Source organism: Microbacterium sp. AISO3, from assembly GCF_002204305.1.
Taxonomy (GTDB): Bacteria; Actinomycetota; Actinomycetes; order Actinomycetales; family Microbacteriaceae; genus Microbacterium; species Microbacterium arborescens.
This window is the reverse complement of sequence record NZ_NHRF01000231.1, coordinates 22,995-47,205: the sequence shown is the minus strand read 5'-3', so window position 1 is coordinate 47,205 and position 24,211 is coordinate 22,995. Positions and strand designations below refer to the sequence as shown.

Sequence of the window (24,211 nt, the reverse complement as noted above, 5' to 3'; positions counted from 1 at the left end):
CCGAAAACGCCTGCGCGCAGGCATCGCACCACTGTCCCTGAGCTCCACCCACATCGCCGGATCGACCCGATCCGCGAACCACCCGCGCTAGGAGACACCATGAAGTTCACCCGTACCGCTGCGGTCACCGTGACCGCCGCCCTCGCTCTCACCATCGCCGGCTGCGCCGGTGAAGACTCCGGATCCGCCGACGGCACGACCACCGTCGAGTTCGGCATCCCCACGAACATGGGCGCGAACAACTCGCCGATGGCCGTCGCCCAGGCGATGGGGTATTTCGAGGACGAGGGGCTGAAGGTCGACATCGTCGTGACGGGCGATTCCACCTCGATCGTCCAGGGCATCGACTCCGGCTCGCTCGACATCGGGAGCACCCCGCCCGAGCCGATCTGGCAGGCGATGACGAAGGGCAGCCAGCTGCAGCTGGTCTACAACTACATCCGCAAGCAGACCGGATCGCTCGCCGTCCTCGACGACAGCCCCATCACCTCGCTCGGCGACTTCGAGGGTGCCGTCATCGGCCAGAGCAGCCTGGGCACGTCGAACATGCTGCTGTCCGAGGGCATCCTCGCGTCGGTCGACCTCACGCCCGACGTGGACTACAGCCACCTCGCGGTCGGGACGGGTGCCGCAGCGCTGCAGGCGCTCGCGACCGGTCAGGTCGACGCCCTGTCGCTGTGGGACACCGAGTACGCCGCGTTCGAGGCTCAGGGCACCCCGCTGCGCTACTTCACCACCGACGAAGCCGCATCGCTCTTCTCGACGACCTATTTCACGAGCAGCGACTACGCGGCCGACAACGCCGAGACGATCGAGGCCTTCGGCCGGGCGATGGCGAAGGCCACCCTCTTCACCGCGACGAACCCCGAGGCCGCCCTGCGGATCATGTACGAGGAGTACCCCGACACGCTCGTCGCCGGCAACTCGATCGACGACCAGCTGGCGATCGACCTCGTCGCGCTCAACCGCCGCCTCGAGCTGCTCACCGCCGACGACCCGCAGGACACCGCGTCGTGGGGTGCGTACAGCGAGTCGGCTCTCGCCGCGTGGGGCACCTTCGCGCTCGACTCGGGAATCATCGACTCCGAGGTCGACACGGTCGCGGCCGCCCCGAACACCTTCGTCGAGGCGTACAACGACTTCGACGCGGATGCCGTCGTCGCCGAGGCTCAGAACTGGAGCGCCGAATGACCTCCCTCACCTACACCGACGGCGTCCCGGCGATCGACCACCACTCCCACGCCGGCTACGTCCGGCCCGGCGAGGAGCTCGAAGGCATCGATGCGCTCGAACGCGAGAACGCGGCCGGCCATGTCGAGGCCAACCTCCCCGTCGGTGTGTTCGACGAGTTCGTCGCCGCCCGCGGCCGCGGCGACCGCGACGAGCTCGCCCGGCTCGACGCGGCCCACGGCATCGAGAAGCTCTTCGACGAGAGCATCCGGTTCCAGTCGACGAGCGTGCACGGCGTATCGCTCGTCGAGGGCAGTCGCGCGCTCTACGGCGACCTGGGTCACGACGAGATCGTGCGGATGAGCCGCGACCGCAGACGTGCCGACTTCGCGGGTCTGTACGGCGAGGCGCTCGACATCTCGGGCACGGCGGCGGTGCTGACCGACCTGCCGTGGATCGACGCGGACGCCTGGACGCCCGAGCGCTACAAGCCGATCGGCCGCATCGACCCCTACCTCTACCCGTTCGGTCACCCCGCCTTCCGCCGCCGCGGCTCCGACACGCCCCGCTTCCGGCGCGTGTTCGCCACGGTGCTCGAGGGTCTGCTGAAGACCGCCGGCCTCGACGCCCCGCCGGCGACGCTGGGCGAGTACGTCGCGTTCGTGCGGGACTCGATCATCCGCCGTCAGGAGTCGGGCTTCGTCGGCCTCAAGATCGCGTCGGCCTACGTGCGCGCGCTCGACTTCCGGCGACGCCCGCGCGACGAGGCCGAGGCGGCCTATACGACGCTGCGCTCCGATGCGGCGTCGCTCGAGACGCCCGCGTACACCGCTCTCGCCGACTACCTCGTGTTCGCGATCGCCGAGCTCGCGGTGGAGCGCGAGCTGCCGGTGCAGATCCACACCGGTATGGGCCACGCCGAGCCCGGCCTGCTGCTCAGCGGCGCCGATCCGCGCAACCTCGAGCCCCTGCTGTCGGATCCGGCGCTGAACCGGCTGCGCATCATCCTCATCCACGGCGGCTACCCGTACACGTCGCTGCTCCCGGCGCTCAGTCAGGCGCACGGCAACGTCTTCCTCGACTACTCGTGGATGCCGTACCTCCACCACCACGCCCTCGAACGGATGCTGCAGGAGTGGCTCGAGCTGCTCCCTGCGGACCGCGTGATGTTCGGCACCGACACGGGGCAGCCCGAGTTCCACGTCGCCTCGACGGCCCGCGGCCGGCTCGCGCTCGACCGCGCGCTCACTGCCGGGGTCGCCGATCGCCTGTGGACGACATCTCAGGCCGAGTGGCTCGCCGCGCGCGTGCTCAACGAGAACCTCTGCCGCGTCTACGGACTGGAGAAGCCATGAGCCTGATCGAGATCTCCGACCTCTCGAAGACCTATCAGACCCGCACGGGCGACGTCACGGCGCTCTCGCACGTCGACCTCGGGATCGCGGAGGGCGAGTTCGTCTCGGTTCTGGGGCCGAGCGGATGCGGCAAGACGACCCTGCTGCGCATCCTCGCGGGTCTCGAGGGACACACCGCCGGCACGGCCACGATCGCCGATGTGCCGATCGGCGCCCCGCGGGGCGAGGCCGGCATGGTGTTCCAGAAGGCGACCCTGCTGCCGTGGCTGAACATCCTCGACAACGTCCTGCTACCCCTCAGCCTGCGCCGACGGGTGACCGGCGCCGATCGCACCCACGCGCGGACGCTGCTGACGATGGTGGGTCTCGAGGACTTCACCACCAAGCACCCGCACGAGCTGTCAGGCGGGATGCAGCAGCGCGCCGCGATCTGCCGGGCGCTGGTGCACGATCCCGCCGTGCTGCTGATGGACGAGCCCTTCGGGGCGTTGGACGCGATGACTCGCGACGCCCTGAACGTCGAGGTCAACCGCATCTGGCGCGAGACCGGCACCACCGCCGTCCTCATCACGCACAGCATCAGCGAAGCAGTCTTCCTCGCCGAGCGCGTGGTCGTCATGACCCCGCGCCCCGGACGCATCGCCGAGATCATCGACATCCCGTTCGGAAAGACGCGCACCCCCGAGCTCCTCGGCGATCCCGAGTTCGCGGCCCTCACCGCCCACATCCGTCGTCACTTCGAGGTGAACGCATGAGCACTTCCGTCCGGACCCGCCCCGTCACGACCCGGCTCGTCACGCGACGCGTCGTGAACACGCCCGCCAAGCGGGTCATCGCCTCGCTGGCTCTGCTGGGCCTGCTGCTGCTGGGCTGGCAGTTCGTCCCCGGCTGGACGAACACCCCCGTCTACGTCGTGCCGCCGCTCAGCGATGTGCTGAAGGCGCTGTTCGACCCGAACGCGTTCCCGCGTTACCTCGAGAACACGGCATCCACCATGTCGATCGTGCTCACGGGCCTCGGCATCGGAGTCGTCGCGGGCCTCGTGCTCGCGATCGTGCTCGCGCAGTTCCCGACCGTCTACGCCGTGGTGTTTCCCTACATCGTCGCGATCGAGTCGATCCCGAAGGTGGCTGTCGCGCCGCTGTTCATCATCTGGTTCGGGTTCGGGATGCCCTCGAAGGTCGTCGTGGTCGTGCTGCTGGCGTTCTTCCCGATGCTCGTCAACGCGCTGCACGGGTTCCGCGGCGTCGACCGCGACCAAGTCGACCTGTTCCGGGTCAACGGCGCGAAGCCGCTGCAGATCCAGACGCGCCTGATGCTGCCCGCGGCGCTCCCGCAGATCTTCTCCGGGCTCGAGCTCGCCGTCGCCAACTCGATGATCGGCGCGATCGTCGCGGAGTTCGTCGGGGCGCAGAAGGGCCTCGGCGTGCTGATCCTGCAGGCGCAGGGCCGGATGGAGACGGCGGCGGTCTTCGCGCTGCTCATCATCCTCTCGGTGCTCGGCATCGTCCTCAACCTCGTCGTGCGGGTTCTCCGCCGCGTGGTCATCCGCTGGGAAATGACGGCGCGCTGAGCGCGCCCGGAAGGAGAACACGATGACGTTCAGCATCATCGCCACCGACCCGAGCACGGGTGCGGTCGGGGTCTGCCAGGGCACGGGGTCGATCGCGCTCGCCTCGCGATGCCCCCATGTTGCGGGAGGGGTCGCGGTGACGAGCCAGTGGCACTCCGACTGGCGGCTCGGCCAGCGCGCCCTCGACCTCGGGACGACGGGTCTGGCGCCCGAGACGATCATCGCGGCGCTCGCCGAGACCGACGAGTCGTTCCGGTACCGGCAACTCGGCATCGTCCTCGACGACGGCCGCGTCGCGGCCCACACCGGTGACGTCGTGATCGAGTCGCAGTACGCCGGTCACCTCGTCGGCGACGGCTTCGCCGTGCTCGGGAACACCCTCATCGGCCCGCGCGTGCTCGAGGCGATGGCTGCGTCGTACGAGAACGACACCGCCGGGCTCTTCGAGGAGCGTCTCATGCGGGCGCTCGAGGCCGGCCTCGCCGCCGGTGGTGAGGGGCGCCGGCACCTGTCGTCGTCGATCATCACGACGGCACGCGGTCAACGGCGCGCGCACGTCGACCTGCGCGTCGACATCGCTCCCGAGGGGCTCGATGCGATTTCGGAGCTGCGCCGCATCCTCGACGAATACCTGCCCTTCGCCGACTACTACGGCGACCACTGGCTCGACCACCCCGAGACGAGCATGGACGACTGGATCGCCCGCCAGCCCGCCGTCTCGCCCTCTCGCTGACGCCGAGAACGCGCATCTGCACGGTGCGGGCCGCCCCGGACCGTGCAGATGCGCACCCTCGCCGCCGCGAACAGGCGGGGGGTTACTGGAGTCTGGCGGTCGCGTCGCGGGCGGCGGCCAGCACGAGCTGCGCGAGGTCGTGGTGCTGGGTGTCGCCGAGTCGGTCGACGAGGTAGGCGACCGAGAGAGAACCGGCCGGGCTGCCATCACGGTCGAAGATCGGGGCCGCGACGCTGCTCGACATCCGCACGCGCTCGCCCGCGGTATGCGCCCACCCGCGCTCGCGGGTCTCGGCCAGACGGTCTCGGATCATCGTCTCGTCGATGACGGTCGCCTCGGTGTACGCGTGCCGCTCCTGGCTCAGGACGTAGTCGACGTCGACCGGGTCCATGAACGCCAGGATGCTGATGCCGCTCGCTCCCGACCACAGCGGAACATGGTCTCTCATGCGCACGCTGATGCGGATCGGGTTGATGCTCTCCACGAGGCCGATGTAGTGCCGTCCATGTCCGTGGCGGGCCGTCAGCGTCGTGGTCTCGCCGGTCTGATTGGCCAGGTGCGAGATCGCCGGCATCCCCGCGGAGTACAGCCGGCTGCCCGCGGCTGCCGTCTGACCCAGGGCGATCGCCGCCGGGCCGAGGCAGTAGCGGCGAGTGTCGGGCAGATAGTCGACGAGTCCCGATGCGACGAGGGACTGCAGGATGCGGTGAACCACCGCTTTGCTCAGGTCGCACGACCTCGCGATCTGCGAGACACCCAGCGGCGCGGTCGCGTCGGTGAACGACATCAGCACCTCGGCGACCCGGGATGTCGTCGACGGGGCAGTATCGGCCATGGCGCACTCTCCTCGCGTGGATGAGCGTCCGGCACGCTCTGCGCAGAAGCGTACGGCCACGTTTCACTGAACGGAACGCCAGATGCCCGATTCGGGCGAGACGAAACATTCCGGATACACGCGGGCAACTGGCGCCGCATATCCGAGGCATACCGTCGCATACATCCCAGTCAGGGACTAACCCGAACGTTCCGGTCACCGAAACAGCTCCATCAGACGGAACACCACCCTCCAAGGAGTCGAGTTGAAAACCACGAGTCGCTTCACGCTCGCCGTGACCGCTCTCGCCGTCGGCAGCGTCACGCTCGCGGCCTGTGCCGGATCCGCCGTCGGAGCAAGCCAGGCAGCATCCTCGGGCGAGGCACCCGAGGAGATCGTCATCGGAGCCCTCCACCCGCTCAGCGGTTCGAACGCGGTCGACGGCCAGCAGATGAGCAACGCCGCACAGATGGCCGTCGACGCGATCAACGACGCCGGCGGCATCGAATCCCTCGGCGGCGCGAAGCTCGTCCTCGAGGCGGCCGACACCCGCGGCGAGCCGGAGACCGGGCAGAGCGAGGCGACGCGTCTCATCCAGGAGGGCGCCGCGGCGCTCGTCGGTTCGTACCAGAGCGCGACGAGCGCGAACATCGCCTCGGTCGCCGAGCGCAACGGCGTGCCGTTCGTCATGGACGTGTCGGCACTCGACTCGATCCTGGAGCAGGGTTACACCAACTCGTTTCGCATCCAGCCGTCGGCGAGCATGATGGGCGAGCAGAGCGCGACCTATCTGTCCGAGATCGCCGAGGCCGCGGGCACCCCGGTGACCAAGGTCGGCTACCTCTACGAGCAGGGGAACTTCGGCGCCTCGGCTTACGAGGCGTTCGCTGCGAAGGCCCAGGAGTACGGCATCACGGTCGAACCGGCGATCAGCTACGACCCCTCGTCGAGCGACCTGTCGACCCAGGTGCAGCAGGTGGCAGCCGCCGGCGCCGACGTGCTCGCCGTCTCGGGCTACTACAACGACAGCCTCGCGATCGCTCGCGCTGTCAGCTCCATCGCCCCCGATCTCGACGCCGTGTTCGGTGTCGCCAACGGCGGATACGACCAGGTGCAGTTCACCGCCGACGCCCCCAACGGGGGTGAGAACTACTTCGACGCGAACTACCGGTGGGATGCCACCAACGATGAGGCGGTCGCGGTCGCCGAGGCGTTCGAAGCCGAGTTCGGCGAGCCGATGCGGACGAGCGCGATGCTCACCTACGACGCCGTGACGCTCATCGCCGAAGCGATCGACGCCGCCGGGAGCGCCGACCCCGCCGACATCCGTGATGCAATCGCCGCGACGACGTACGAGCCGCACGTCGTCAACGACGGTCCCGTCTCGTTCGATGAGACGGGACAGAACGTCAACGCCTCGGTCGTCACGATGCAGGTGCTCGGCGGCGCAGTCACCCAGGTCTACCCGGCGGCCCTGGCTCAGCAGCCGCTCGTCTACCCGGCCCCCGTCCGCTGACAGCGAGGAGTGAGTCTCATGACGATCCAGGCGTCCCCGCCCACCGCCCCGGCCGGCGAGAAGCCCGTCCGCAACCGCCGCTACAACGGCCCCTCGCCGCGCGCTCTGGTCGTGACCCTCGGGGTGCTCGCCCTCGCGCCCGTGGTGGCCGGGTTCATCTCGGGCAGCCCGACCGTGCTGGCGCAGGCGCTCGTGACGGGACTGCTGACCGGAGGCATCTACAGCCTGGTCGCCATGGGACTCACCCTCGTCTACGGGGTGCTCCACATCATCAACTTCGCCAACGGGGCCATGGTCGCTCTGGCGATGTACCTCACGTACGTGCTGGTGAACCTCACCGGGATGCACCCCTACGCGACGCTGCTGATCACCGTTCCGACGATGTTCCTGCTCGGCGCGGCGACGCAGGCGGGTCTGCTGAACCCGATCATGCGCGCCCCCATCCACACCCAGCTGCTCATCACGATCGGCTTGGCGCTGGCGATCGAGAACATCCTGTTGCTCGTGTTCGGCCCCAACCCGCTCTCGGTCCAGCTGCCCGGCAACACCGGTGTTCCGATCCTCGGCGCGACGGTCGACCTGAGCCGCATCTACGCCTTCGTCGGTGCGCTGGTCCTCGTCGCGGCCCTGTGGCTCATCCTGCAGCGCACCCCGGTCGGCACGGCGGTCCGATCGGTCGCCGCGAACCCCGAGGGCGCCCGCCTGGTGGGCATCGACATCAAGGGGATCTACATCCTCACATTCGCGCTCGGCGCCGCCGCAGCCGGAGCCGCCGGCACGCTGGTTGCTCCCTTCACCACGATCGAACCGACAGCCGGGTCGGTGTTCAACCTGACGGCGTTCGTCGTCGTGGTCCTCGGCGGCATGGGTAACGTCCCCGGTGCGCTCGTCGGCGGGCTGATCGTCGGCCTCACCGAGCAGCTGGGCGGGCTGATCCTGCCCGGCCAGTCACCGCTGCTGGCCGTGTTCGTCGTCTTCCTCATCGTGCTCTTCGCCAAGCCCCGCGGAATCTTCGGGAGGACCGCATGACCGTCGCCACCCCCGCGCGCCCGACGGCGCCCGACTTCACCACGGGTGCTCACCTGCTCGCACCGCGTATCCCTCTGCACCGTCGCACGACCTTCCGTCACTACGTCGCCCTCGGGGTGCTGGCGGTCGTCGGGGTCGCCCTGCCCTTCGTCCTTCCCGCTGCGGAGCTCGCCGTCGCCATGCGCGTGCTGATCTTCGCCCTCATGGGGATCGGCTGGAACATGATGAGCGGCTTCGGCGGAATGTTCAGCTTCGGTCACGCCGCCTACTTCGGCATCGGCTCGTACGTCACGGCCGTGCTGCTCGTCGACTTCGGTGTGAGTCCGTGGATCGGCCTGATCGCCGGGATGGCCCTGGCAGCAGCGGCAGCCGTGGGCATCAGCTTCCTCGCCCTGCGCTACAAGCTGACCGGTGCCTATTACGCGCTGTCGACGTTCGCCTTCGCCGAGATGCTGCGACTGTTCGTCGTCGGCAATGACGCGCTCAACCGCACGGTCGGCTTCACCGTCCCCGTGCTGCGCGGCGACGACTGGGCGATGTTCCAGTTCCCCGTCGGCTCGCCGAACTACTGGTGGATCGGCGTGGGCATGGTCGTGCTGGCACTCGTCGTCGTCATCGAGTTCCTGCGTCGCCGCACGGGTCGTTTCACCCTGGCATCGCGCGACGACGACCTGGCGGCGGCGGCCATCGGCGTCAACGTGCTGCGGTACAAGCTGACCACCGTCGCTCTCTCCGCCGCCATCACGGCCGCGGCGGGCACGCTCTACCTGCAGTACTACATGTTCATCGATCCCGAGCTCGCGTTCGGCGCCCACGTCTCGAACAACGCGATCATCACGGCCGTCGTGGGCGGGGTCGCGACCGTCTGGGGTCCCGTCATCGGAGCCGTCGTCATGGCGCCGCTCTCGGATGCCGTCGCCGCTTTCCTCCGTCACCCTCCCGAGGCGCTGTCGTTCCTCCAGGGCCACGGCGGTCTCGACATCCTCATCTACGCCGTCATCCTCATCGCCTGCGTCCTGCTCCTCCCCAAGGGCGTCTACGGCACCGTCAAGAACTGGGTGGTGAAGAAGAAGTGACCCTTCTCGAGATTCAGGGCATCAACAAGTCGTTCCGCGGCCTGCACGCGCTGCGCGACGTCGACATCTCCGTCGACGAGGGCGAGATCGTCGGGATCATCGGCGCGAACGGCGCCGGCAAGACGACGCTGTTCAACTGCGTGACGGGCGCCTTCCCGCCCGACTCGGGGCGGGTCACGCTCGACGGGCGCGACATCACCGGCGCGAAGATGCACGTGCTCGCACGCTCGGGGCTCGTGCGGACGTTCCAGCTGATGCGGCCCTTCCACACGATGACCACCCTCGAGAACGTCACGATCGCGGTGCAGAGCCGCGGCGTGCGGCCCGAGCGCGCGGCGCGTGACGAGGCGGCGACGCTCCTCGATCGCACCGGCCTGTGGTCATGGGCGGATGCCGAGTCGGGCTCGCTCCCGACGGCGGTCCAGAAGCGTCTCGAGCTCACCCGCGCCCTCGCGATGCGTCCGCGAGTGCTGCTGCTCGACGAGGTGCTGGCTGGTCTGGTGCCGTCCGAGCGCACTCCCGTGCTCGACCTGCTCGACGAGCTGCGGCGCGAGGAGGGCGTGACGATGCTCTTCATCGAGCACATCATGACCGCCGTCCGCCGACTCAGCGACCGCGTCGTGATGATGGACCAGGGAGCCGTCATCGCGCGGGGCTCGGTCGACGACGTTCTGCAAGATCCCCGAGTCATCGAGGCCTACCTCGGTAAGGAGTACGGCGATGCTGCTTGAGATCGACGACCTGCGTGCGGGTTACCACGGACTGGAGATCCTCCACGGGATCTCGCTCTCGGTCGACGCCGGAGAGGTCGTCGCGATCGTCGGGGCGAACGGCGCCGGCAAGTCGACGACGCTGAAGACCATCGCTGGCGAGGTGAAGCAGCAGGGCGGCTCGGTCCGCTTCGACGGCGGCGCCGTCGGCTACGGACGCAGCCACCTGGTCGCGCAGCGCGGCCTGATGCTCGTGCCCGAGCACCGCGCGCTCTTCGGCTCGCTCACCGTCGAGGACAACCTGCGCATGGGCGCTTGGGGCAAGAAGGGGCGCACGGGGTTCTCGGAGGACGAGATCCTCGACCTGTTCCCGATCCTGCGCGAGCGACGCCAGCAGCTCGCCGAGACGATGTCGGGCGGTCAGCAGCAGATGCTCGCCATCGCCCGCGCTCTCATGGGAGCGCCACGTCTGCTCATGCTCGACGAACCCTCGACCGGGCTCTCGCCGAAGCTCACCTGGGACGTCTTCCACGCCGTCAACGCCATCCGCGATCGCGGTGTGGGCGTGCTGATCGTCGAGCAGAACGCCCACCAGGTGCTGCAGCTCGCCGACCGCGCCTACGTTCTCGAATCGGGCAGCGTCGCGCTCGACGGCACCGCCTCGGCGCTCGCCTCGGACGAGCGCGTCCAGGCCGCCTACCTGGGCCACTGAGCATGACGACTCACCGCGAAGCGTCTCGGATTCTCGGCGAGTGGGTCGCGTCGGCGCCGTTCGCAACGGCCTCGGATGATGCGAAGCGTTCGCTCGTCCGCGCCGTCGAGAACCTGCTCGCGGTCACCGTCGGAGCCGCCGCGATGCCCGAGATGCAGCGGCTGCGGCGTGCCTGGACGCCGAGCCCCGGGCCCGCGACCCTCGTCGGATCCCCGCGCCGCGTCGCCGTCGAATCAGCTGTGTGGCTTAACGGAGTGGCCGGGGTCTCGACCGAGCGCGACGAAGGCAACCGGTACAGCAAGGGGCACCCCGCGGCGCAGACCGTGCCGGCCGTGCTCGCGCTCGCGGAGGCGCAGGACATCGCGGGCGAGCGGCTGTGGGACGCCCTCTACGTCGGTTACGAGGTCGCCGCGCGCGTCGGGCGGGCGACGACCTTCCGGCCCGACGTGCACACCCACGGACCCCTCGGCGCCGTCGGTGCGGCGGCGGCGTGCGCGGTGCTCCTGGGTGCGGATGCCGACGGCGTCGCGCGCGCCGTCGGCACCGGCGCCGCGATGGCTCCCGCGACGTCGTGGCAGCCCGTGCTGCGCGGTTCGGCGGCGCGCGATCAGTGGGTCGGCCAGGGGGCCCTGGCCGGACTCGCGGCGGCGCGCTTCTCAGCCGCCGGGCTCGCCGCCGACCCCGACGGGCTCGCCGCCGATCTCGGCGGTCTCGGGACGATCGACCCGGATGCCGTGATCCGCGGCCTCGGTGACGAGAGCCTCGTCACCACCAGCTACCTCAAGCAGCACTCCGCATGCGCCTACACGCACGGTCCCGCCGACGCGGCGCTCCTCGTTCGCGCTCGCATGGTCGCGGCGGGCGTCGACCTCGCCGACATCGTCTCGGTGCGCGTCGAGGGGGTGGCCTCGGCGGCATCCTTGCCCGCCACATCGTGGGGTTCGCGGCACGGCGCGTACTTCTCCGTCCCGTTCGCCGTCGCCAGCGCACTGTGGTTCGGTGACGTGTCGGCCGAGCGGGCCGATGTGCCTCCGCACCCGCAACTGGCGCGCATCGCCGCCGTGGTGGCGGTAACGGATGCCACGGCCGACCTGCGGCCCGATACCGCGACCTCGCGTCCCGCGCGGGTCACCGTGCACCTCGCCGACGGCACCGCCCACACGGCATCCGTCAGGCACCCGCAGGGCGACGCCGTCGATACTCCTTTCTCGGATGCGCGGATCGACGCGCTGCTCACCGAGGCGCTGCGCCCGACGGGCTTGGGCGCCCCCGACATCCATCGCGCCGTCCACGACTTCCACGACCCCGACCCCGGAGCGCTCACTCGCGCTCTCGGCCGACTCGCCCCACCCTCCGAAGGAGACCTCGCATGAACGACACGATCGACTGGAACGTCGAGATCGACACGATCCGAGACCTGCGCGCCCGGCGCACGAAGGTCGGACCGGGAACGTCACCCGCCGTGATCGTCATCGACTTCCAGCGCGCGTTCACCGAGCACGAGAAGATCGGCCCCGGGACGGCGGTGGCGCTCGCGCACACGAACGAGCTGCTCGAGGCGGCGCGGGCCGCGGGCGTTCCCGTCATCTACGCGGTGATGATCCTCGACTCGCTCGACGACCGGATGCTGGCACAGCGGGTGCGCTCGAGCCTGACCGAGCGCTGCGAACGCGGCAACCCGTGGACCGAGATCAGCGCTGCCGTTCCGCCGGCTCCGACCGACCACATCGTCGAGAAGACCGTCGCGTCGGCGTTCTACCGCACCCGCCTCGACGACCTGCTCGCCGAGCTCGGCGTCGACGAGCTGATCTTCACGGGCACCTCCACCAGCGGATGCGTCCGGGCGAGCGTCGTGGATGCCGCCTACCGCAGCTTCCACATCAGCATCGTCGAGGAGTGCTGCGACGACTTCCGCACGGTGTCGGGCGAGGTGTCGCTGTGGGACATGCAGGACCGCTTCGGCGACGTCGTGACCAAGCAGTGGGTCCTCGACCGATTCGAGGCGATGCAGGGTGCCGATGCCGAGGCGCTGGCCGAGGCCACCGCGGAGCTCGCATGACGATCCGCAACAACGAGCGCCTCTGGTACGCCCCGATGGCGACCCGGCCACGCGTGGAGTGGCCGGGCGGCAAGCTGCTCGCGTTCTGGCACGCGCCGAACGTCGAGCACTACGACTGGATCGCGCCCGGGGGCGGCTCACCGCAGGGCCGGATCGCCTTCCCCGACGCGCAGCACTACATGCACCGCGACAGCGGCAACCGTGTCGGCCTGTGGCGGATGCTGCGCATCGTCGATGAGTTCGAGATGCCGTCGACCGTGTCGCTCAGCCTGTCGCTGCTCGAGGAGCAGCCCGAGGTTCGCGACGCCATGTTCGAGCGGGGGTGGGAGATCATGAGCCACGGCATCTCGAACCTGCGGCCGATCTACGACATGCCCTACGACGAAGAGGACGCGTTCTACGCGCTCTCGCAACGGCTGAGCGAGACCTATTACGGCGGCCGGCGCATCAAGGGGATGCTGGGCCCGAAGATCTCGGGAACCGACAACACCGTCGACCTCATGGCCGCGCACGGCATGCAGTACTTCGCCGACTTCATCCACGACGAGCAGCCCCGCCCGCTGCGAACGGTCGGTGACGCCCCGATCGTGTCGATGCCGTACAGCTTCATGCTCAACGACGTCCCCATGGTGCACGTGCGGAGCCTCTCCGCATCCGACTTCATCGCCCTGGCGAAAGCGCAGATCGACCGCTCGCTGGCCGACAGCGAACGCGACGGGCAGGGGCGGGTGGTCTGCCTCGCGACGCACCCCTTCCTCGCCGGGCAGCCGTGGTTCGCCGGGGCTCTCCGAGAGCTGTTCGCGCACGTTCGCGCCGACGAGCGCATCTGGGCCACGACGGCCGGCGCGATCAGCGACCACTACCTCGCCCACCACTACGACGCGCAGGTCGACTTCGCTCGCACGCTCGCCGACGAACACGCGGCTCTTCTGACGGAGGTCGGCGCATGAGCCTCATCTCCCACCCCGCAGACGCGACCGTGTTCGCCCCCGACCTGCCGCGCGCCTACGACGCGCACCGTCCGGCGTGGACGCTGCCGGGCGCGAAGAAGCTCGTGGTCTCGGTGCTGCTGCACGCTCCCTCGTACCAGGACGACCTTCCCGCGGGAGCGTTCTCGCCGACGTCGATGCAGGGCGGTGTGGGCCGCGACACCTCCGAGCCCCGGCACGGACAGGTCGCCCGACTGTCGCAGTGGGACTTCGGCCTGACGACCGGCATCTGGCGGCTGCTCGACATCGCCGACCGTGCGGGCGTTCCCGTCGCCGTCGCGCTCGACGAGTTCGGTGCCCGTACTGTGCCGGGGCTCGCCCGCGGCGTCGCGGCACGTGCCGACGAGATCGTCGTGCGAGGTGCCGGCGCGAACGTCATCCTGTCTCCTGAGATGGATGCCGCCACCGAGCGCTCGTACATCGAGAGCGCACGCGACACCGTCCAGCGTCTGACCGGGCGCGAGGCCACCGGATGGTTCGGCCCCGAACGCGCCGGCACCTCGCGGACCACCGCCCTGCTGCGCGAGGCGGGGTTCGGCTGGTTCGGGGACTGGCCGATCGACGAGCGCCCCGTGACGCTGGTCGGCGCCTCAGACGGCCTTGTCGCCGTGCCGCATCCGCTGGAGACGGAGGACATGTTCGAGCTCTACGCCCGGGGGATCGTCGCCGACGACTACGAGGAGCTGCTCACCGCGACGGTCGACCAGCTGATCGCCGACGCGGACATCGTCGGCGCCCGCCACCTCGGACTCAGCCTGTTCGGCTGGGTCTCGGGTCAGGCGTGCTTCGCCGACGTCGTCGAGCGCACCTTCCGGATGCTCGCCGCCCACCCCGATGTGCTCCTCGCGACACCGGGCGGGGTGGCGGAGCTCGCCGAGTGACGCCGGAACCCGCGGCTGCGGGCGGCCCGGACGGCCGCCGTTCGCTGCCGCTGCGGCTGCCGTGGTCGCTCGGCAGCGGCACGATCCTCCTCGGGCTGAACTCGTCGATCATCGCGGTCGCGCTCGTTCCGATGGTGGCGTCGTTCGGGGGAGACGCGGCCGTCGCCACGAGCGCGACCGCATGGATCATCAGCGCGCTCTACATCGCTGCTGCGGTCGGGTCGCCCACGGCAGGACGCCTCGCCGACCTGTACGGACCGCGACGCGTCTACCTCCTGGGCCTGGCGCTCATCCTGGTGGCCTCGGTCGCCGGTCCGTTCATCGCCGACAGCGGCTGGATGATCGTCGACCGGGTCGTGCTCGGGCTGGGAGCCGCCGCGCAGTTCCCCGCGGCGATGGCGATCATCCGCCGCCAGGCCGACCTCGCGCGCGCCACGCCCACCGGCGCGATCGGCATCATCGCGCTGTGCGGGCAGACGACGGCAGCTCTCGGCCCGACCGTCGGCGGTCTCGTGGTGGTGGCGTGGGGGTGGCCGGGCATTTTCTGGGTCAACATCCCGATGGTGATCCTCTGCGCGACGCTCGTGCTGGCCTTCGTCCCCGCCGACGCCCGCGGCCCTCGGGCGAGCGCAGCGCAGACCTGGCGGGCGCTCGACCCCGCCGGCATGGTCCTCATGATCGGCACGCTGGTCGCGCTCATGGTGGCGCTGCTCAGCATCGACTCGGCGCCGACGGTCGCGGTGGTCTCGGCGGCGGTGACGGTCCCGTTGGCCTCCGGGTTCGTCTGGCGTGAACTGCGGGCGGAGCGGCCCTTCGTCGACGTGCGCCTGCTGGGCCGGTACCCGCAGTTCGGCCTCACCTGCCTGCGGGCGATCGCGACGTTCATCTCGTTCTACGTCATCTTCTACGGACTCCCGCAGTGGATGCAGGCGACCCGCGACCTCGGACCGGCCGTGACGGGACTGCTCATGCTGCCGGTGTTCGGGGTCGGGGCCCTCTCGACCGTCGTCGCCACGCGCCTCGGGCGCACCTGGCACCCGCGTGCCCTGCTCGCCGTCGGCACCTCGGCGATGGTCCTGGCCGGCACGCTCCTCGCACTCACCGGTGCGGCCGACATGCCGCTCTGGGTGCTCGCGATCGTCTGCGCCCTGCTCGGCGTGCCCAACGGCTTCAACAACCTGGGCAACCAGCTCCTGCTCCATCACGCGGTGCCCGCCGGGGCTGCCGGTGCCTCCACCGGGATCTACCGCACCGCGCAGTATGTCGGCGCCGCGCTCGCCGCCGTCGTCGTGGCGCACCTGCTCGACGCGGGCGCCGTCGCCGGCGGCATCCGCGACGTCGGGCTGACGATCGCCGGGCTGGGGCTCGCCCTGCTGCTCGCGACCGTCGTCGCCGTCATCCGTCTCCGCCGAAAGGAAGCAGGAGCATGACCCTGACCTCCCCGCCCCCCGCTGCGAACGGTGCTGCCGACGAGGCGGACGGCCCGGCCCTGCTGCGACCGTTGCGACTGCGCGACGTGACTCTGCGCAATCGCATCGGGGTCTCGCCGATGTGCATGTACGCGGCGCCGCTTCCCGACGGCGTCGTCGACGACTGGCACGTCGTCCACTACGGCCAGTTCGCTCTCGGGGGCGCGGGACTCATCATCACCGAGGCGACGGCGGTGTCGCCGTCGGGCCGGGTGACCCCCGACGACGCCGGCATGTGGGACGACCGGCACGTCGCCGCCTGGCGACGGGTCACCGATGCCGTGCACCGCACCGGCGGCCGCATCGCGGTACAGCTCGCGCACGCCGGACGCAAGGGCAGCAAGTACGCCGGGTTGCCGGGCGACCCGCCGGAGCACCGTGGATCGGTTCCCGAGAGCGCCGGCGGATGGCGCACGCTCGGCGCATCGGGCGAGCCTTTCGGGCGCTTCGCAGAACCCGCGCGCCTCGATGCCGACCAGGTGGACGCCGTCGTCGCGGAGTTCGCCGCAGCCGCGCGTCGCTCGGTCCGTCAACGACGCCCTCTACGGCCGCATCGTGGAGCTCTACCCCGACCCCACCCAGGACGACGTCGACCGGTACGGGCGACTCCTGCGACACGTTCTCGTCGACGGCCGCAGCATCGCAGAGAGCGCCCTTGCCGCGGGCATGGGGTACGAGTACACCTACGACGCACCCTACGCGGGCCAGGACGTCCACAAAGCGGCTCAGGAGGCGGCTGCAGCTGCAGGGGCGGGCCTGTGGTCCGCGTGCGAGTGAGCGAATCAGGTCACAGCGACGGGGGAGTGGCCACTGGGGTCACCGCCGACGCCCACACCCAGGCGCGGTGCTCGACCTCGCCGACGAGGAACCGGACCGCCACGGCATCCGCCGTCCACCGGCATGCCTGCCCATCGACCCACACCGGAGTCGCGCCGAACCGCACCCACGCACGCACGGGCTTGGGCTTCGGGTCGATCGTGACCGGCTCGGTATCCAAGCCGATCTCCTCGCGGGATAGGGACTGGAGGGGGCCGGCGTCTCGCGCGATGCGCTCGAGGATCGTCGCATCCATCCGGCGATCGACCGCCGCGGCGTAGCGCCTGTTCGTTCCCATCCCGACTCCCTGCACACAGGGTAGCCCGATGCGAACATATGTTCGATACGCGCAATGCGCGACCCGGCAGGACGCGCCGCCGCCGGCTGCGTCAGTTCGCGGCGTTGTACGCGTCCAGGACGGCCTGGGGGACGCGGCCCCGCGTGTTGATCTCGTAGCCGTGCTCAGCGGCCCAGCTGCGGATCGCGGAGAGGTCGCTGGCACCGCGGCTGCGCCGCGCCCCGCTGCGGGCCGCTCGTCCGCCCGCGGCCTTCCGGCCGGCGGCGATGTACGGCTGCAGAAGCTGTTCGAGCTTCTCCCGGTTGCCCTCGGAGAGGTCAATCTCGAAGTTCTGCCCCTGATAGGCGAACGTGACCGTTTCGGCGTCCTCGGTGCCGTCAAGGTCATCGGTGATGTAAACGATGCTGCGCTGTGCCACGCGCCCGACGCTATCGCAGTGATATCGGCGACAACACCGCACAACAGGCCGTTTGCGCTCATCTGAGTGGACGATCCGCGTTCCGCGGATCGCGGTGCCCGCACCCCTGCGGGGCGCTCGTTTTTTCGCCTGGAAGCCTGCGGCATCGTACGGCTCCGACGGGGGAGTGCAAGCAGCTGCGCTGCCGGCTCCTCCGAGACTTTCGGCACGCGGTCGCTGCGCTCCCTTATCTCGCGCCGAAACTCTCTCCTCCACCGCCCCTGCGGGGTTGCATTCCCCCCCCTCTCCGCCTGCTCGGCACTTCGTGCCTTCCAGGCGAAAACGAGAGGGAGAGAGGGACATGCAAACACCAGCCGACCGGTTCTTCGCACGTAAGCGCACGCCGTACCGGATCGAACGACTCATGGGGGAGCGGGTCGTGAACGCGCAGCTCGAGCTGATCGCGTTCTACGCCCGCGGGTTCGACAAGCGATACAACGCCGCCAAGCGCGAGCGCAACGCACCGATCCGGGCACGGTACCCGCAGTTCACCCGCCGCCCCGACACAGAGGTCGTCCGCGTACTCATCGCGGCCGAGCTCCCGCCCCGGCACACCGGCCCGAAGGTGACCCCCCACCGACGCGCGGAGAACAGGCGGACCGCCGACGCGTTCTTCGCAGGCACCAGGCAGAGACGCGCACAGGCCTGGGCGAACATCACCGCATGGATCGAACGTGAGCGCCACGGGTACGCCCGCCACATCACCGTGCAGGCCCACGACGCCCCGCTCGATCCGGTCACCGCCGAAGAACTCGCCGCTCTCGCGCCACGGTCGAACAAGCCCCGACGCATCAAGCGCGGACAGATCGTCGTCGTCGGCATGACCGAGGAACAAGCCCTCGCGATCGCCAACGCCGCCGCGGCGGCCCGCGAAACCACCTGAGGGCGCAGTGAGGGGGCCCTGCCCCCTCACACACCCCCGAAGGGGCCCATCTCTCCACAGACCGACGGACACCGAACCTGAACAGCCAGGGGGGCCGCGACGATTAAGGCATGTCACACACCGAACCTCTCGCGGTCGTCGAGGAACGCGACCACCACAACGCGCCGACGCGGACCCGCGTCGTCGACGTCGACCCATCCCAAATCACCGAGGTCGCCGGCCTGATCATCGACAACCGCCACCTGGTGCTCGTCGAACCTTGCCGGCCCGTCTGCCACGCCACCCTCATCCTCACCCTCGACACCGGCGCGACCATCGACGACTCAGCAGGCGACCACCCCGACCCCGACCAGGCGGCGTCCGAGATCAACCGGCTATCCCAATGGCTCACCGGCGAACTGATCGAACGCGAACCGGCCGATACGTCAGGCTCGGGCGTCATCTGAACGGTTGAAACGACGGCCAGAATCTCGGCAGCGGCGGCGCCGTTTGAACGGACGCCGACGAAGCGGCGCAGAGTCCCTTGGCGCGACGCGCGCGGAAGAGGACGGCCCGCTCACGCGGCCCGGCAGCGATCGCACCCCTCTGGGATGCTCCTTTTTTGCCGTGAAGCCTTCGGCAGCATACGGTCGGCCAACCTCCGTTCAAGCGGCTGCGCCGCCGGCTCCTCCGAGACTTTCGGCACGCGGTCGCTGCGCTCCCTCACATCGCGCCGAAACTCTCTCCCCCTCCGCCCTCCGGGTTGCACTCCGGCCGCCCTCCCTAGCGGCGGTAAACCGCCTTCACGGCAAAAAACGAGAGGGAGAACGAACCGATACTGTGACTCCCAAATCAGCACCGACACGAAGAGGAAACGAAATGTACCCCCACGCCATCAAGCTGACCGACGCCCAGGCCGATGTTCTCGCCGTCGAGCTGCGCGCGTCCGGGAACGGGGACAAGACGGGAGCTCAGCCCGACGAGTTCATCGGCGGCGCCTCGCGTGAGACCTGCCACCGGGTCGCCGACAACATCGAACGCGACCACGAGCTCCGACTCACCGACCAGCTCGAGCACGAAGAGATCGCCACGCTGTTCTGGGCACGCGACTGGAACAACCGGCCCGCCTCCGAAACCCTCCGGCCGATCCGCAACCAGGTGATCATGCCCGCGTGAGGTCGAACCGTGGGGGAGGCTGTCGGGCAGGTCTGGCCTGTTGTTGGGGGGCCTTCCCGCTCACGTGATGTCAGAGCCCGGCCGGCACGGGCGTGCGGGGGACGTGGGGCTGCGCTGACCGGATCACGCCCTTACGAACTCCGTGATCTCGATGTTGGCGAATAGCACGTCATATCCGCCGTTCCCGCCACCGAGAAAATATGGATACAGATCGCCGGTTACGAGGAGGCCGTTACTTTCGATGGCCTCGTCGTAGGTAACTTCGAGAGGGCGGTACTCGCTGATCATGTTCACTCGACCGAGCGTGTCGTCGGGGCCCAGCTTGGCGAAGCCTTGCAAATAGTTCGGTACGGGCTGAAGGAGGTCGGGTGGTGTCATCGACACGATGTACGACCGTTCGATGACCATCTCCACCGGGGCCCCGGTGGAGATCAGGCGGCCACGCAATATCCACTTGTCCATAGCCTAAATCTAGCGACGCTGAGGACGTTAGTGAGTGGGTCTAGGCTGCGCGGCCTTCGCTGGGCGGTAGCTCACTCCGCTGTCAGATCCATTAGGTTCGCCGCCGCCTCCAAAGTTGGCACCCACGTCAGGTACACCTCGTCGGTGTCGTAGACATCGAATCCGCCCCGCTTGCCCGCTGCGAGGTACCCAATCGTCTTGTAGTTGCTGGCCCACTTCACGAGATAGACGTATCGGCCACCGATCATCCGGCTGGTCATGACGCGACCGAACCGCTGGTTGGCGCCGCTGATGCGCGCCCGTGCAGGCTGCGCCTGCCCGCCGACCGTTCGGGGAGTGTCAGCGGTCGGCCCTGTGTCCGCGGGGGTGGGCGAGGGCTTCTTTCGCGCGGCTAGCAACTCCAGCAAGGCGCCACCGACGAGGCTGACGGCAAGCACGCCGAGCACCAACCAGTACCAGGCGTTCGGTAGCCAGGGGTGGGGGTGTTCGGCGTCGAGGAGCGTGACGCCGACAGAGGTGACATACAGAGCGGCGGCAACGCCCGCGAGCCCGAACAGGGCTCTGCTTGCGAGGTGCATCAGGTGTGCACCGCACACCGGTCAAGGTTCGAGGAGATGGCTTCCACGAGACGAGTTTCCCAGCTCGCCACCTTCGCGATAACGATCGTTCTGGAACACGCCGCAACCGAGGCAACGGACACTGCCGATGCCAGGTCATCCCCACCGCTAGCCTGAAGTGACCAACAAGGGGGTACACGGTGGGGGACGAAGAAGTAGAGCCCGTCGAGATACGGCAAGTGTCTGAACGACGATTCAACGCTCACGTGGTTTGGGCGCGCGGGCCTGGCGGGCTGCCGCCGATCAAAGAAGTGGACTGGCTGGAGATCGCGCCTGCACGGGTGCTTGCCACGATCTTTCTGGACCTCACCGACGAAGACCTGCACAGCGCGGTCATGGCTCCGGATCTCGCCGGTAGGTACCGCGGTGTGGAGATCCTTCAAGACCATGCGGACCTCCGTGAAGCCGTCCAGCGAACCGCGGCGAGCATGGCTCGCGTCCACAACGACTACGACAACGAGCGAAGACAAGGCGATGAGAAGGCATCGGTGGACTTCTTCGCGAAGGTTGCGAAGGAGAGCAAGCTGCACGAGCGCTTCAAGTACCTTCGCGACAGTCCGAGCGCCATCGCCGCAAAGAGGCTGATCGAAGTAGCGATGCGCTGGTACGAGAACCAGGACGGCTCGTACATCGAGCAGTTTCAGACAACCGGCTTTGATGCGCGGGTCTGGGAACTCTACCTATGGGCCGTGCTCAGGGAAGCGGGCCACCGGGTAGAGCAGCCGAAGCCTGCACCGGACTTCCTGGCGCGAGGCATCGTGGGTGACTTCTATGTGGAAGCAACCACGTCGAACCCTCCGCCCGCCAACCAGGTCGTTCCTCTGCCGAAGACGGAAGACGAGATCTTCGAGTACGTACACAACTATCTGCCGACTCGTTTCTCTGGACCGCTGTGGGCGAAGCTAAACGACAAAGGCTACTGGACGCGCGAAGGCTTGGACCTGACCATCCCCTTCGTCATCGCCATCCAGGACTTCCATCAAGAGCTGTCGATGACGTGGAGCCAGTCGGCCCTCTTCGAGTATCTGTACGGCGTGCGCATCGAGGACGTTGAGTCCGATGGCAAGGTGCAGCGCGTCGAGGTGCCGGTCTCTCGGATCAAGTGGGGTACGAAGGACTTCCCTTCGGGCTTCTTCAAGCTGCCGGACTCAGAGCATGTCAGTGCAGTGGCGTTCAACGCGGCTGGGACGCTCTCCAAGTTCAACCGAATGGGTATCGCGGCGGACATGGGTGATCCGAGCGTGACGGTGAAGCACCGGGGCCGACGCTACTCGAAGGACAACACCGGAGTAGAGGTTGACTTCGAGCAGTTCGTCGGACCCGGCTATGAAGAGGACTGGGTAGACGGCCTCACGGTGTTCCACAACCCGAAAGCGCTGAACCCACTTCCGTTCGAAGCCTTCCCCGGCGCGGCCCACGTGTTCGAAGAGAACGGACTGCACAGGCAGATCTCTCCAGCCGGTCACCTCGTGTCGAGCACAACGCAGATCGTTTCGCGCGGCTGAAAACGATCGGTTGCGGGACGCCGGACTGCTGTGCCACGGAGGCATACGAAATCTAGCCGTATCGAAACCCAGCGGATGGTCGTGATAAGAAGATGTAGGTTGCACCTCGACACTAGCCGCACGTTGTGACTGCGCGGTCGCACTGTGCTCGTGGCTCAACCTGGTATGCGCTATCGGCGGTCCCTGTGGTTGGGTCGCCGCAGACGGGGACTGCTTGAATGAGAGAATGACGACGCTTCCATTCCGTGACCGCCCTTTGTCTGGGGATGAGCTCGAAGCGCTACGACTGGTTCTGAGCACGTACCGCGATGGCTCCGGGCAGAACCAAACCAAGGCTGGCTCGATGCCGGGTTTTCGGGATTTTGAGCGCGGGCTTGCCAGCATCATCGGGGGGACGGCCGCAGAGAACAAGGGAGTGTTCGATGTGCTGCGCCTCGCGGACGAAGGCCCCAGCTATGGCGTGTCCTGCAAGATGGCGGCGTTCGCGCCGGCTGCGCGGGAGGCTGCGTTCGTTGAACTGAGCAACGCTGCGGCGAAGTTTCGCACCCATCTCGTCGATCGGCAGATCAACTGGGTTACAGAGCCGGGGTTGGCTGGCCCGGCCTTGGTTCAGTTGGTGACGTCATGGCACGAAGCCGACGCGCAAACTCATGGGCTGTCATTGCAGGCAAGCAAGTACGCGGTTCTCAGTCGTAGTGCGAACTGGCAAGAGTTCCAGTTGTCAGCGTTCCCGCTCGACCTCTACGGCTTCAACCCCATCGGGGACATTGAGTGGGAGTCTACGAAGACCCGTATCGACGGGTTCGTCGACGTCGAGGGCAGGCGGCACCTGCTTTGGCAGTGGTATCCCAACAGCGGCGGCCAACTCAAGTGGTGGCCGCCGCTGGCGTGGGCAGATTGGGCCACCCCAAGGTTCACTCTGGAGGAGCCACCTCTCGTTCAGCCTACGCAGCGCGCTCGCGAGTATTTTCCGACGCTATGGCCGGCCGGGTTCACAGAGGCTTGACCCACAGCACTTCTGACCGTGCGGCTCCTTTCTCCACCTTCGGAGCTTTTGTGACGACGCGTCGCCAACCGACCAGGGTCTCGTCGTAGAGACTATTCGCGTATCCGCTGATGACGGCCGGTCCCCGGTGGGTCACGAGCGCTTCGAGAAGCTGCACATGGTGGTCAAGGTCCACTTCCTCCGCGTACATCTTCTGGGTGCGGGTTTCGTGAAGATACGGAGGGTCGGCGTAGATCAGCACATCGGCCCCGTTGAACCGGCGCACCACGGACAGCGCGTCTCTACTCTCGATCTCAGCATCCGACAACCGCCACGCCAGGGTCCGCAATTGGTGTGGAACTTTTTGCCACCTGTGCGACATCCCGCCCGCCCGCTGATGCACTCCACGGTTCTTCCACCCGGTCTTCTTCGCGAGGTCAGAGGCGTGAGCTTGCCACACACGGACCACGAACCGACGTGCGTCCTCCAGGTCGTCACCGCTGGGCTTGTCCGACTGCTCGTACTCGGCTCGACTCCACGGGGTGGTCTCGAGCGCCCAACACAGATCCTCGGTGCGGTCACGCAGCATCCGCCACATGTTAGAGACCTGACCGTTGAGGTCGTTCAGAACCTCATGCGGAGACGGCTGTTTGTTGAAGAAAACCGCGCCACTACCGAAGTACGGCTCGACGTAGTGAAAGTGGGGCCCAAACTGAGCAACGATCTGCTGAGCGAGTGACCATTTTGAACCTGGGTACCGTAGCGCTGCGGCCGCGGCGCGGGGTGTCTCGGCGATGGTCATATGAGTCCATTCAAACTGTTGGAGGCGTGCTCTCAGGGTAGGTGAGAAGTCGCCGTTTGGCCAGCTCGGCCCCAGGGCGACACGCAGGTCTCGACCCGCTACCGGTTCCGGCTTGGTGCTTCGCGAGCGTTGGGGTGGCGGGCTT

General features: G+C 68.3%; 27 protein-coding genes and 1 pseudogene. 22 read left to right on the top strand and 6 right to left on the bottom strand.

What is annotated here, in order from left to right; all coding sequences use genetic code 11:
• The first annotated feature begins 99 nt into the window (after window positions 1-99).
• Genes CBF90_RS17325 through CBF90_RS17305 form a run of 5 tightly spaced genes read left to right on the top strand, consistent with a single transcriptional unit; the run spans window position 100 to window position 4,831 of the window.
• Entirely contained in the window at window positions 100-1,191 is a 1,092-nt protein-coding gene (locus CBF90_RS17325; protein WP_172407767.1) for an ABC transporter substrate-binding protein, read from the top strand.
• Window positions 1,188-2,525: an amidohydrolase family protein gene (locus CBF90_RS17320; protein WP_088379762.1), complete on the top strand. Its 1,338-nt coding sequence runs from the start codon at window positions 1,188-1,190 to the stop codon at window positions 2,523-2,525. Before CBF90_RS17325 ends, CBF90_RS17320 begins: the two co-directional genes overlap by 4 nt.
• On the top strand, window positions 2,522-3,280 hold the full coding sequence (locus CBF90_RS17315) for an ABC transporter ATP-binding protein (protein WP_064955316.1): 759 nt from the start codon (window positions 2,522-2,524) through the stop codon (window positions 3,278-3,280). The genes CBF90_RS17320 and CBF90_RS17315 overlap by 4 nt, the downstream gene beginning before the upstream one ends.
• The gene (locus tag CBF90_RS17310; RefSeq protein ID WP_023953517.1) at window positions 3,277-4,098 is read left to right on the top strand and encodes an ABC transporter permease; all 822 of its coding nucleotides are present in this window, start codon (window positions 3,277-3,279) and stop codon (window positions 4,096-4,098) included. Before CBF90_RS17315 ends, CBF90_RS17310 begins: the two co-directional genes overlap by 4 nt.
• Before the next feature lie 22 nt (window positions 4,099-4,120).
• Window positions 4,121-4,831 (top strand): DUF1028 domain-containing protein, encoded by a 711-nt coding sequence (locus tag CBF90_RS17305; RefSeq protein ID WP_088379763.1) that lies wholly within the window; start codon window positions 4,121-4,123, stop codon window positions 4,829-4,831.
• A gap of 82 nt (window positions 4,832-4,913) precedes the next feature.
• On the opposite strand, the gene CBF90_RS17300 is transcribed toward CBF90_RS17305, so the two are convergent.
• Window positions 4,914-5,666 carry an IclR family transcriptional regulator gene (locus CBF90_RS17300; protein ID WP_088379764.1) on the bottom strand — a complete coding sequence of 251 codons (753 nt, stop codon included), beginning with the start codon at window positions 5,664-5,666 and terminating at the stop codon, window positions 4,914-4,916.
• Window positions 5,667-5,910: 244 nt separating this feature from the next.
• Between CBF90_RS17300 and CBF90_RS17295 the strand changes: the two genes are divergently transcribed.
• The 12 genes and pseudogenes from CBF90_RS17295 to CBF90_RS17245 all read left to right on the top strand — a co-directional run bounded on the left by CBF90_RS17295 (window position 5,911) and on the right by CBF90_RS17245 (window position 16,863).
• Window positions 5,911-7,161: an ABC transporter substrate-binding protein gene (locus CBF90_RS17295; protein WP_064955318.1), complete on the top strand. Its 1,251-nt coding sequence runs from the start codon at window positions 5,911-5,913 to the stop codon at window positions 7,159-7,161.
• Between the two features lie 18 nt (window positions 7,162-7,179).
• Entirely contained in the window at window positions 7,180-8,190 is a 1,011-nt protein-coding gene (locus tag CBF90_RS17290; RefSeq protein ID WP_197690553.1) for a branched-chain amino acid ABC transporter permease, read from the top strand.
• The gene (locus CBF90_RS17285; protein WP_088379765.1) at window positions 8,187-9,266 is read left to right on the top strand and encodes a branched-chain amino acid ABC transporter permease; all 1,080 of its coding nucleotides are present in this window, start codon (window positions 8,187-8,189) and stop codon (window positions 9,264-9,266) included. The genes CBF90_RS17290 and CBF90_RS17285 overlap by 4 nt, the downstream gene beginning before the upstream one ends.
• Window positions 9,263-9,997, top strand: a complete 735-nt coding sequence (locus tag CBF90_RS17280; protein WP_064955320.1) for an ABC transporter ATP-binding protein — start codon at window positions 9,263-9,265, stop codon at window positions 9,995-9,997. Before CBF90_RS17285 ends, CBF90_RS17280 begins: the two co-directional genes overlap by 4 nt.
• Window positions 9,990-10,688 carry an ABC transporter ATP-binding protein gene (locus tag CBF90_RS17275; RefSeq protein ID WP_036305480.1) on the top strand — a complete coding sequence of 233 codons (699 nt, stop codon included), beginning with the start codon at window positions 9,990-9,992 and terminating at the stop codon, window positions 10,686-10,688. Before CBF90_RS17280 ends, CBF90_RS17275 begins: the two co-directional genes overlap by 8 nt.
• Before the next feature lie 2 nt (window positions 10,689-10,690).
• A complete protein-coding gene (locus tag CBF90_RS17270; RefSeq protein ID WP_088379766.1) occupies window positions 10,691-12,061 on the top strand; it encodes an MmgE/PrpD family protein in 1,371 nt (456 codons plus the stop codon).
• Window positions 12,058-12,747 carry a cysteine hydrolase family protein gene (locus CBF90_RS17265; protein ID WP_023953534.1) on the top strand — a complete coding sequence of 230 codons (690 nt, stop codon included), beginning with the start codon at window positions 12,058-12,060 and terminating at the stop codon, window positions 12,745-12,747. The genes CBF90_RS17270 and CBF90_RS17265 overlap by 4 nt, the downstream gene beginning before the upstream one ends.
• Entirely contained in the window at window positions 12,744-13,697 is a 954-nt protein-coding gene (locus tag CBF90_RS17260) for a polysaccharide deacetylase family protein (RefSeq protein WP_023953536.1), read from the top strand. The genes CBF90_RS17265 and CBF90_RS17260 overlap by 4 nt, the downstream gene beginning before the upstream one ends.
• Window positions 13,694-14,617: a hypothetical protein gene (locus CBF90_RS18535; protein WP_172407768.1), complete on the top strand. Its 924-nt coding sequence runs from the start codon at window positions 13,694-13,696 to the stop codon at window positions 14,615-14,617. Before CBF90_RS17260 ends, CBF90_RS18535 begins: the two co-directional genes overlap by 4 nt.
• The gene (locus tag CBF90_RS17255) at window positions 14,614-16,047 is read left to right on the top strand and encodes an MFS transporter (protein WP_172407769.1); all 1,434 of its coding nucleotides are present in this window, start codon (window positions 14,614-14,616) and stop codon (window positions 16,045-16,047) included. Before CBF90_RS18535 ends, CBF90_RS17255 begins: the two co-directional genes overlap by 4 nt.
• Window positions 16,044-16,553 (top strand): annotated as a pseudogene (locus CBF90_RS19420) (NADH:flavin oxidoreductase/NADH oxidase); the annotation flags it as partial. The gene CBF90_RS17255 and the pseudogene CBF90_RS19420, both read left to right, overlap by 4 nt.
• Window position 16,554: 1 nt before the next feature.
• Window positions 16,555-16,863, top strand: a complete 309-nt coding sequence (locus CBF90_RS17245; protein ID WP_088379768.1) for a thermonuclease family protein — start codon at window positions 16,555-16,557, stop codon at window positions 16,861-16,863.
• 10 nt (window positions 16,864-16,873) lie between these two features.
• On the opposite strand, the gene CBF90_RS17240 is transcribed toward CBF90_RS17245, so the two are convergent.
• Window positions 16,874-17,200, bottom strand: a complete 327-nt coding sequence (locus CBF90_RS17240) for a hypothetical protein (RefSeq protein WP_088379892.1) — start codon at window positions 17,198-17,200, stop codon at window positions 16,874-16,876.
• 91 nt (window positions 17,201-17,291) lie between these two features.
• Window positions 17,292-17,618 (bottom strand): Lsr2 family protein, encoded by a 327-nt coding sequence (locus CBF90_RS17235; RefSeq protein ID WP_064955887.1) that lies wholly within the window; start codon window positions 17,616-17,618, stop codon window positions 17,292-17,294.
• Between the two features lie 340 nt (window positions 17,619-17,958).
• Here CBF90_RS17235 and CBF90_RS17230 point away from each other — a divergent pair, with 340 nt between their 5' ends.
• The 3 genes from CBF90_RS17230 to CBF90_RS17220 all read left to right on the top strand — a co-directional run bounded on the left by CBF90_RS17230 (window position 17,959) and on the right by CBF90_RS17220 (window position 19,695).
• Window positions 17,959-18,540: a hypothetical protein gene (locus tag CBF90_RS17230; protein ID WP_141097114.1), complete on the top strand. Its 582-nt coding sequence runs from the start codon at window positions 17,959-17,961 to the stop codon at window positions 18,538-18,540.
• Between the two features lie 110 nt (window positions 18,541-18,650).
• Window positions 18,651-18,986 carry a hypothetical protein gene (locus tag CBF90_RS17225; RefSeq protein ID WP_088379770.1) on the top strand — a complete coding sequence of 112 codons (336 nt, stop codon included), beginning with the start codon at window positions 18,651-18,653 and terminating at the stop codon, window positions 18,984-18,986.
• Between the two features lie 412 nt (window positions 18,987-19,398).
• Entirely contained in the window at window positions 19,399-19,695 is a 297-nt protein-coding gene (locus CBF90_RS17220) for a hypothetical protein (RefSeq protein ID WP_088379771.1), read from the top strand.
• Between the two features lie 123 nt (window positions 19,696-19,818).
• On the opposite strand, the gene CBF90_RS17215 is transcribed toward CBF90_RS17220, so the two are convergent.
• The gene (locus tag CBF90_RS17215; protein WP_088379772.1) at window positions 19,819-20,157 is read right to left on the bottom strand and encodes a hypothetical protein; all 339 of its coding nucleotides are present in this window, start codon (window positions 20,155-20,157) and stop codon (window positions 19,819-19,821) included.
• 71 nt (window positions 20,158-20,228) lie between these two features.
• Window positions 20,229-20,753, bottom strand: a complete 525-nt coding sequence (locus CBF90_RS17210; RefSeq protein WP_141097115.1) for a hypothetical protein — start codon at window positions 20,751-20,753, stop codon at window positions 20,229-20,231.
• Between the two features lie 161 nt (window positions 20,754-20,914).
• Between CBF90_RS17210 and CBF90_RS17205 the strand changes: the two genes are divergently transcribed.
• Both CBF90_RS17205 and CBF90_RS17200 read left to right on the top strand, forming a co-directional pair.
• Entirely contained in the window at window positions 20,915-22,279 is a 1,365-nt protein-coding gene (locus tag CBF90_RS17205) for a hypothetical protein (RefSeq protein WP_141097116.1), read from the top strand.
• A 226-nt stretch (window positions 22,280-22,505) separates the two neighbouring features.
• The gene (locus CBF90_RS17200) at window positions 22,506-23,285 is read left to right on the top strand and encodes a hypothetical protein (RefSeq protein WP_141097117.1); all 780 of its coding nucleotides are present in this window, start codon (window positions 22,506-22,508) and stop codon (window positions 23,283-23,285) included.
• Here CBF90_RS17200 and CBF90_RS17195 read toward each other — a convergent pair.
• Window positions 23,272-24,066, bottom strand: a complete 795-nt coding sequence (locus CBF90_RS17195) for a DNA adenine methylase (protein WP_088379776.1) — start codon at window positions 24,064-24,066, stop codon at window positions 23,272-23,274. The genes CBF90_RS17200 and CBF90_RS17195 overlap by 14 nt on opposite strands.
• Between the last annotated feature and the right edge of the window lie 145 nt (window positions 24,067-24,211).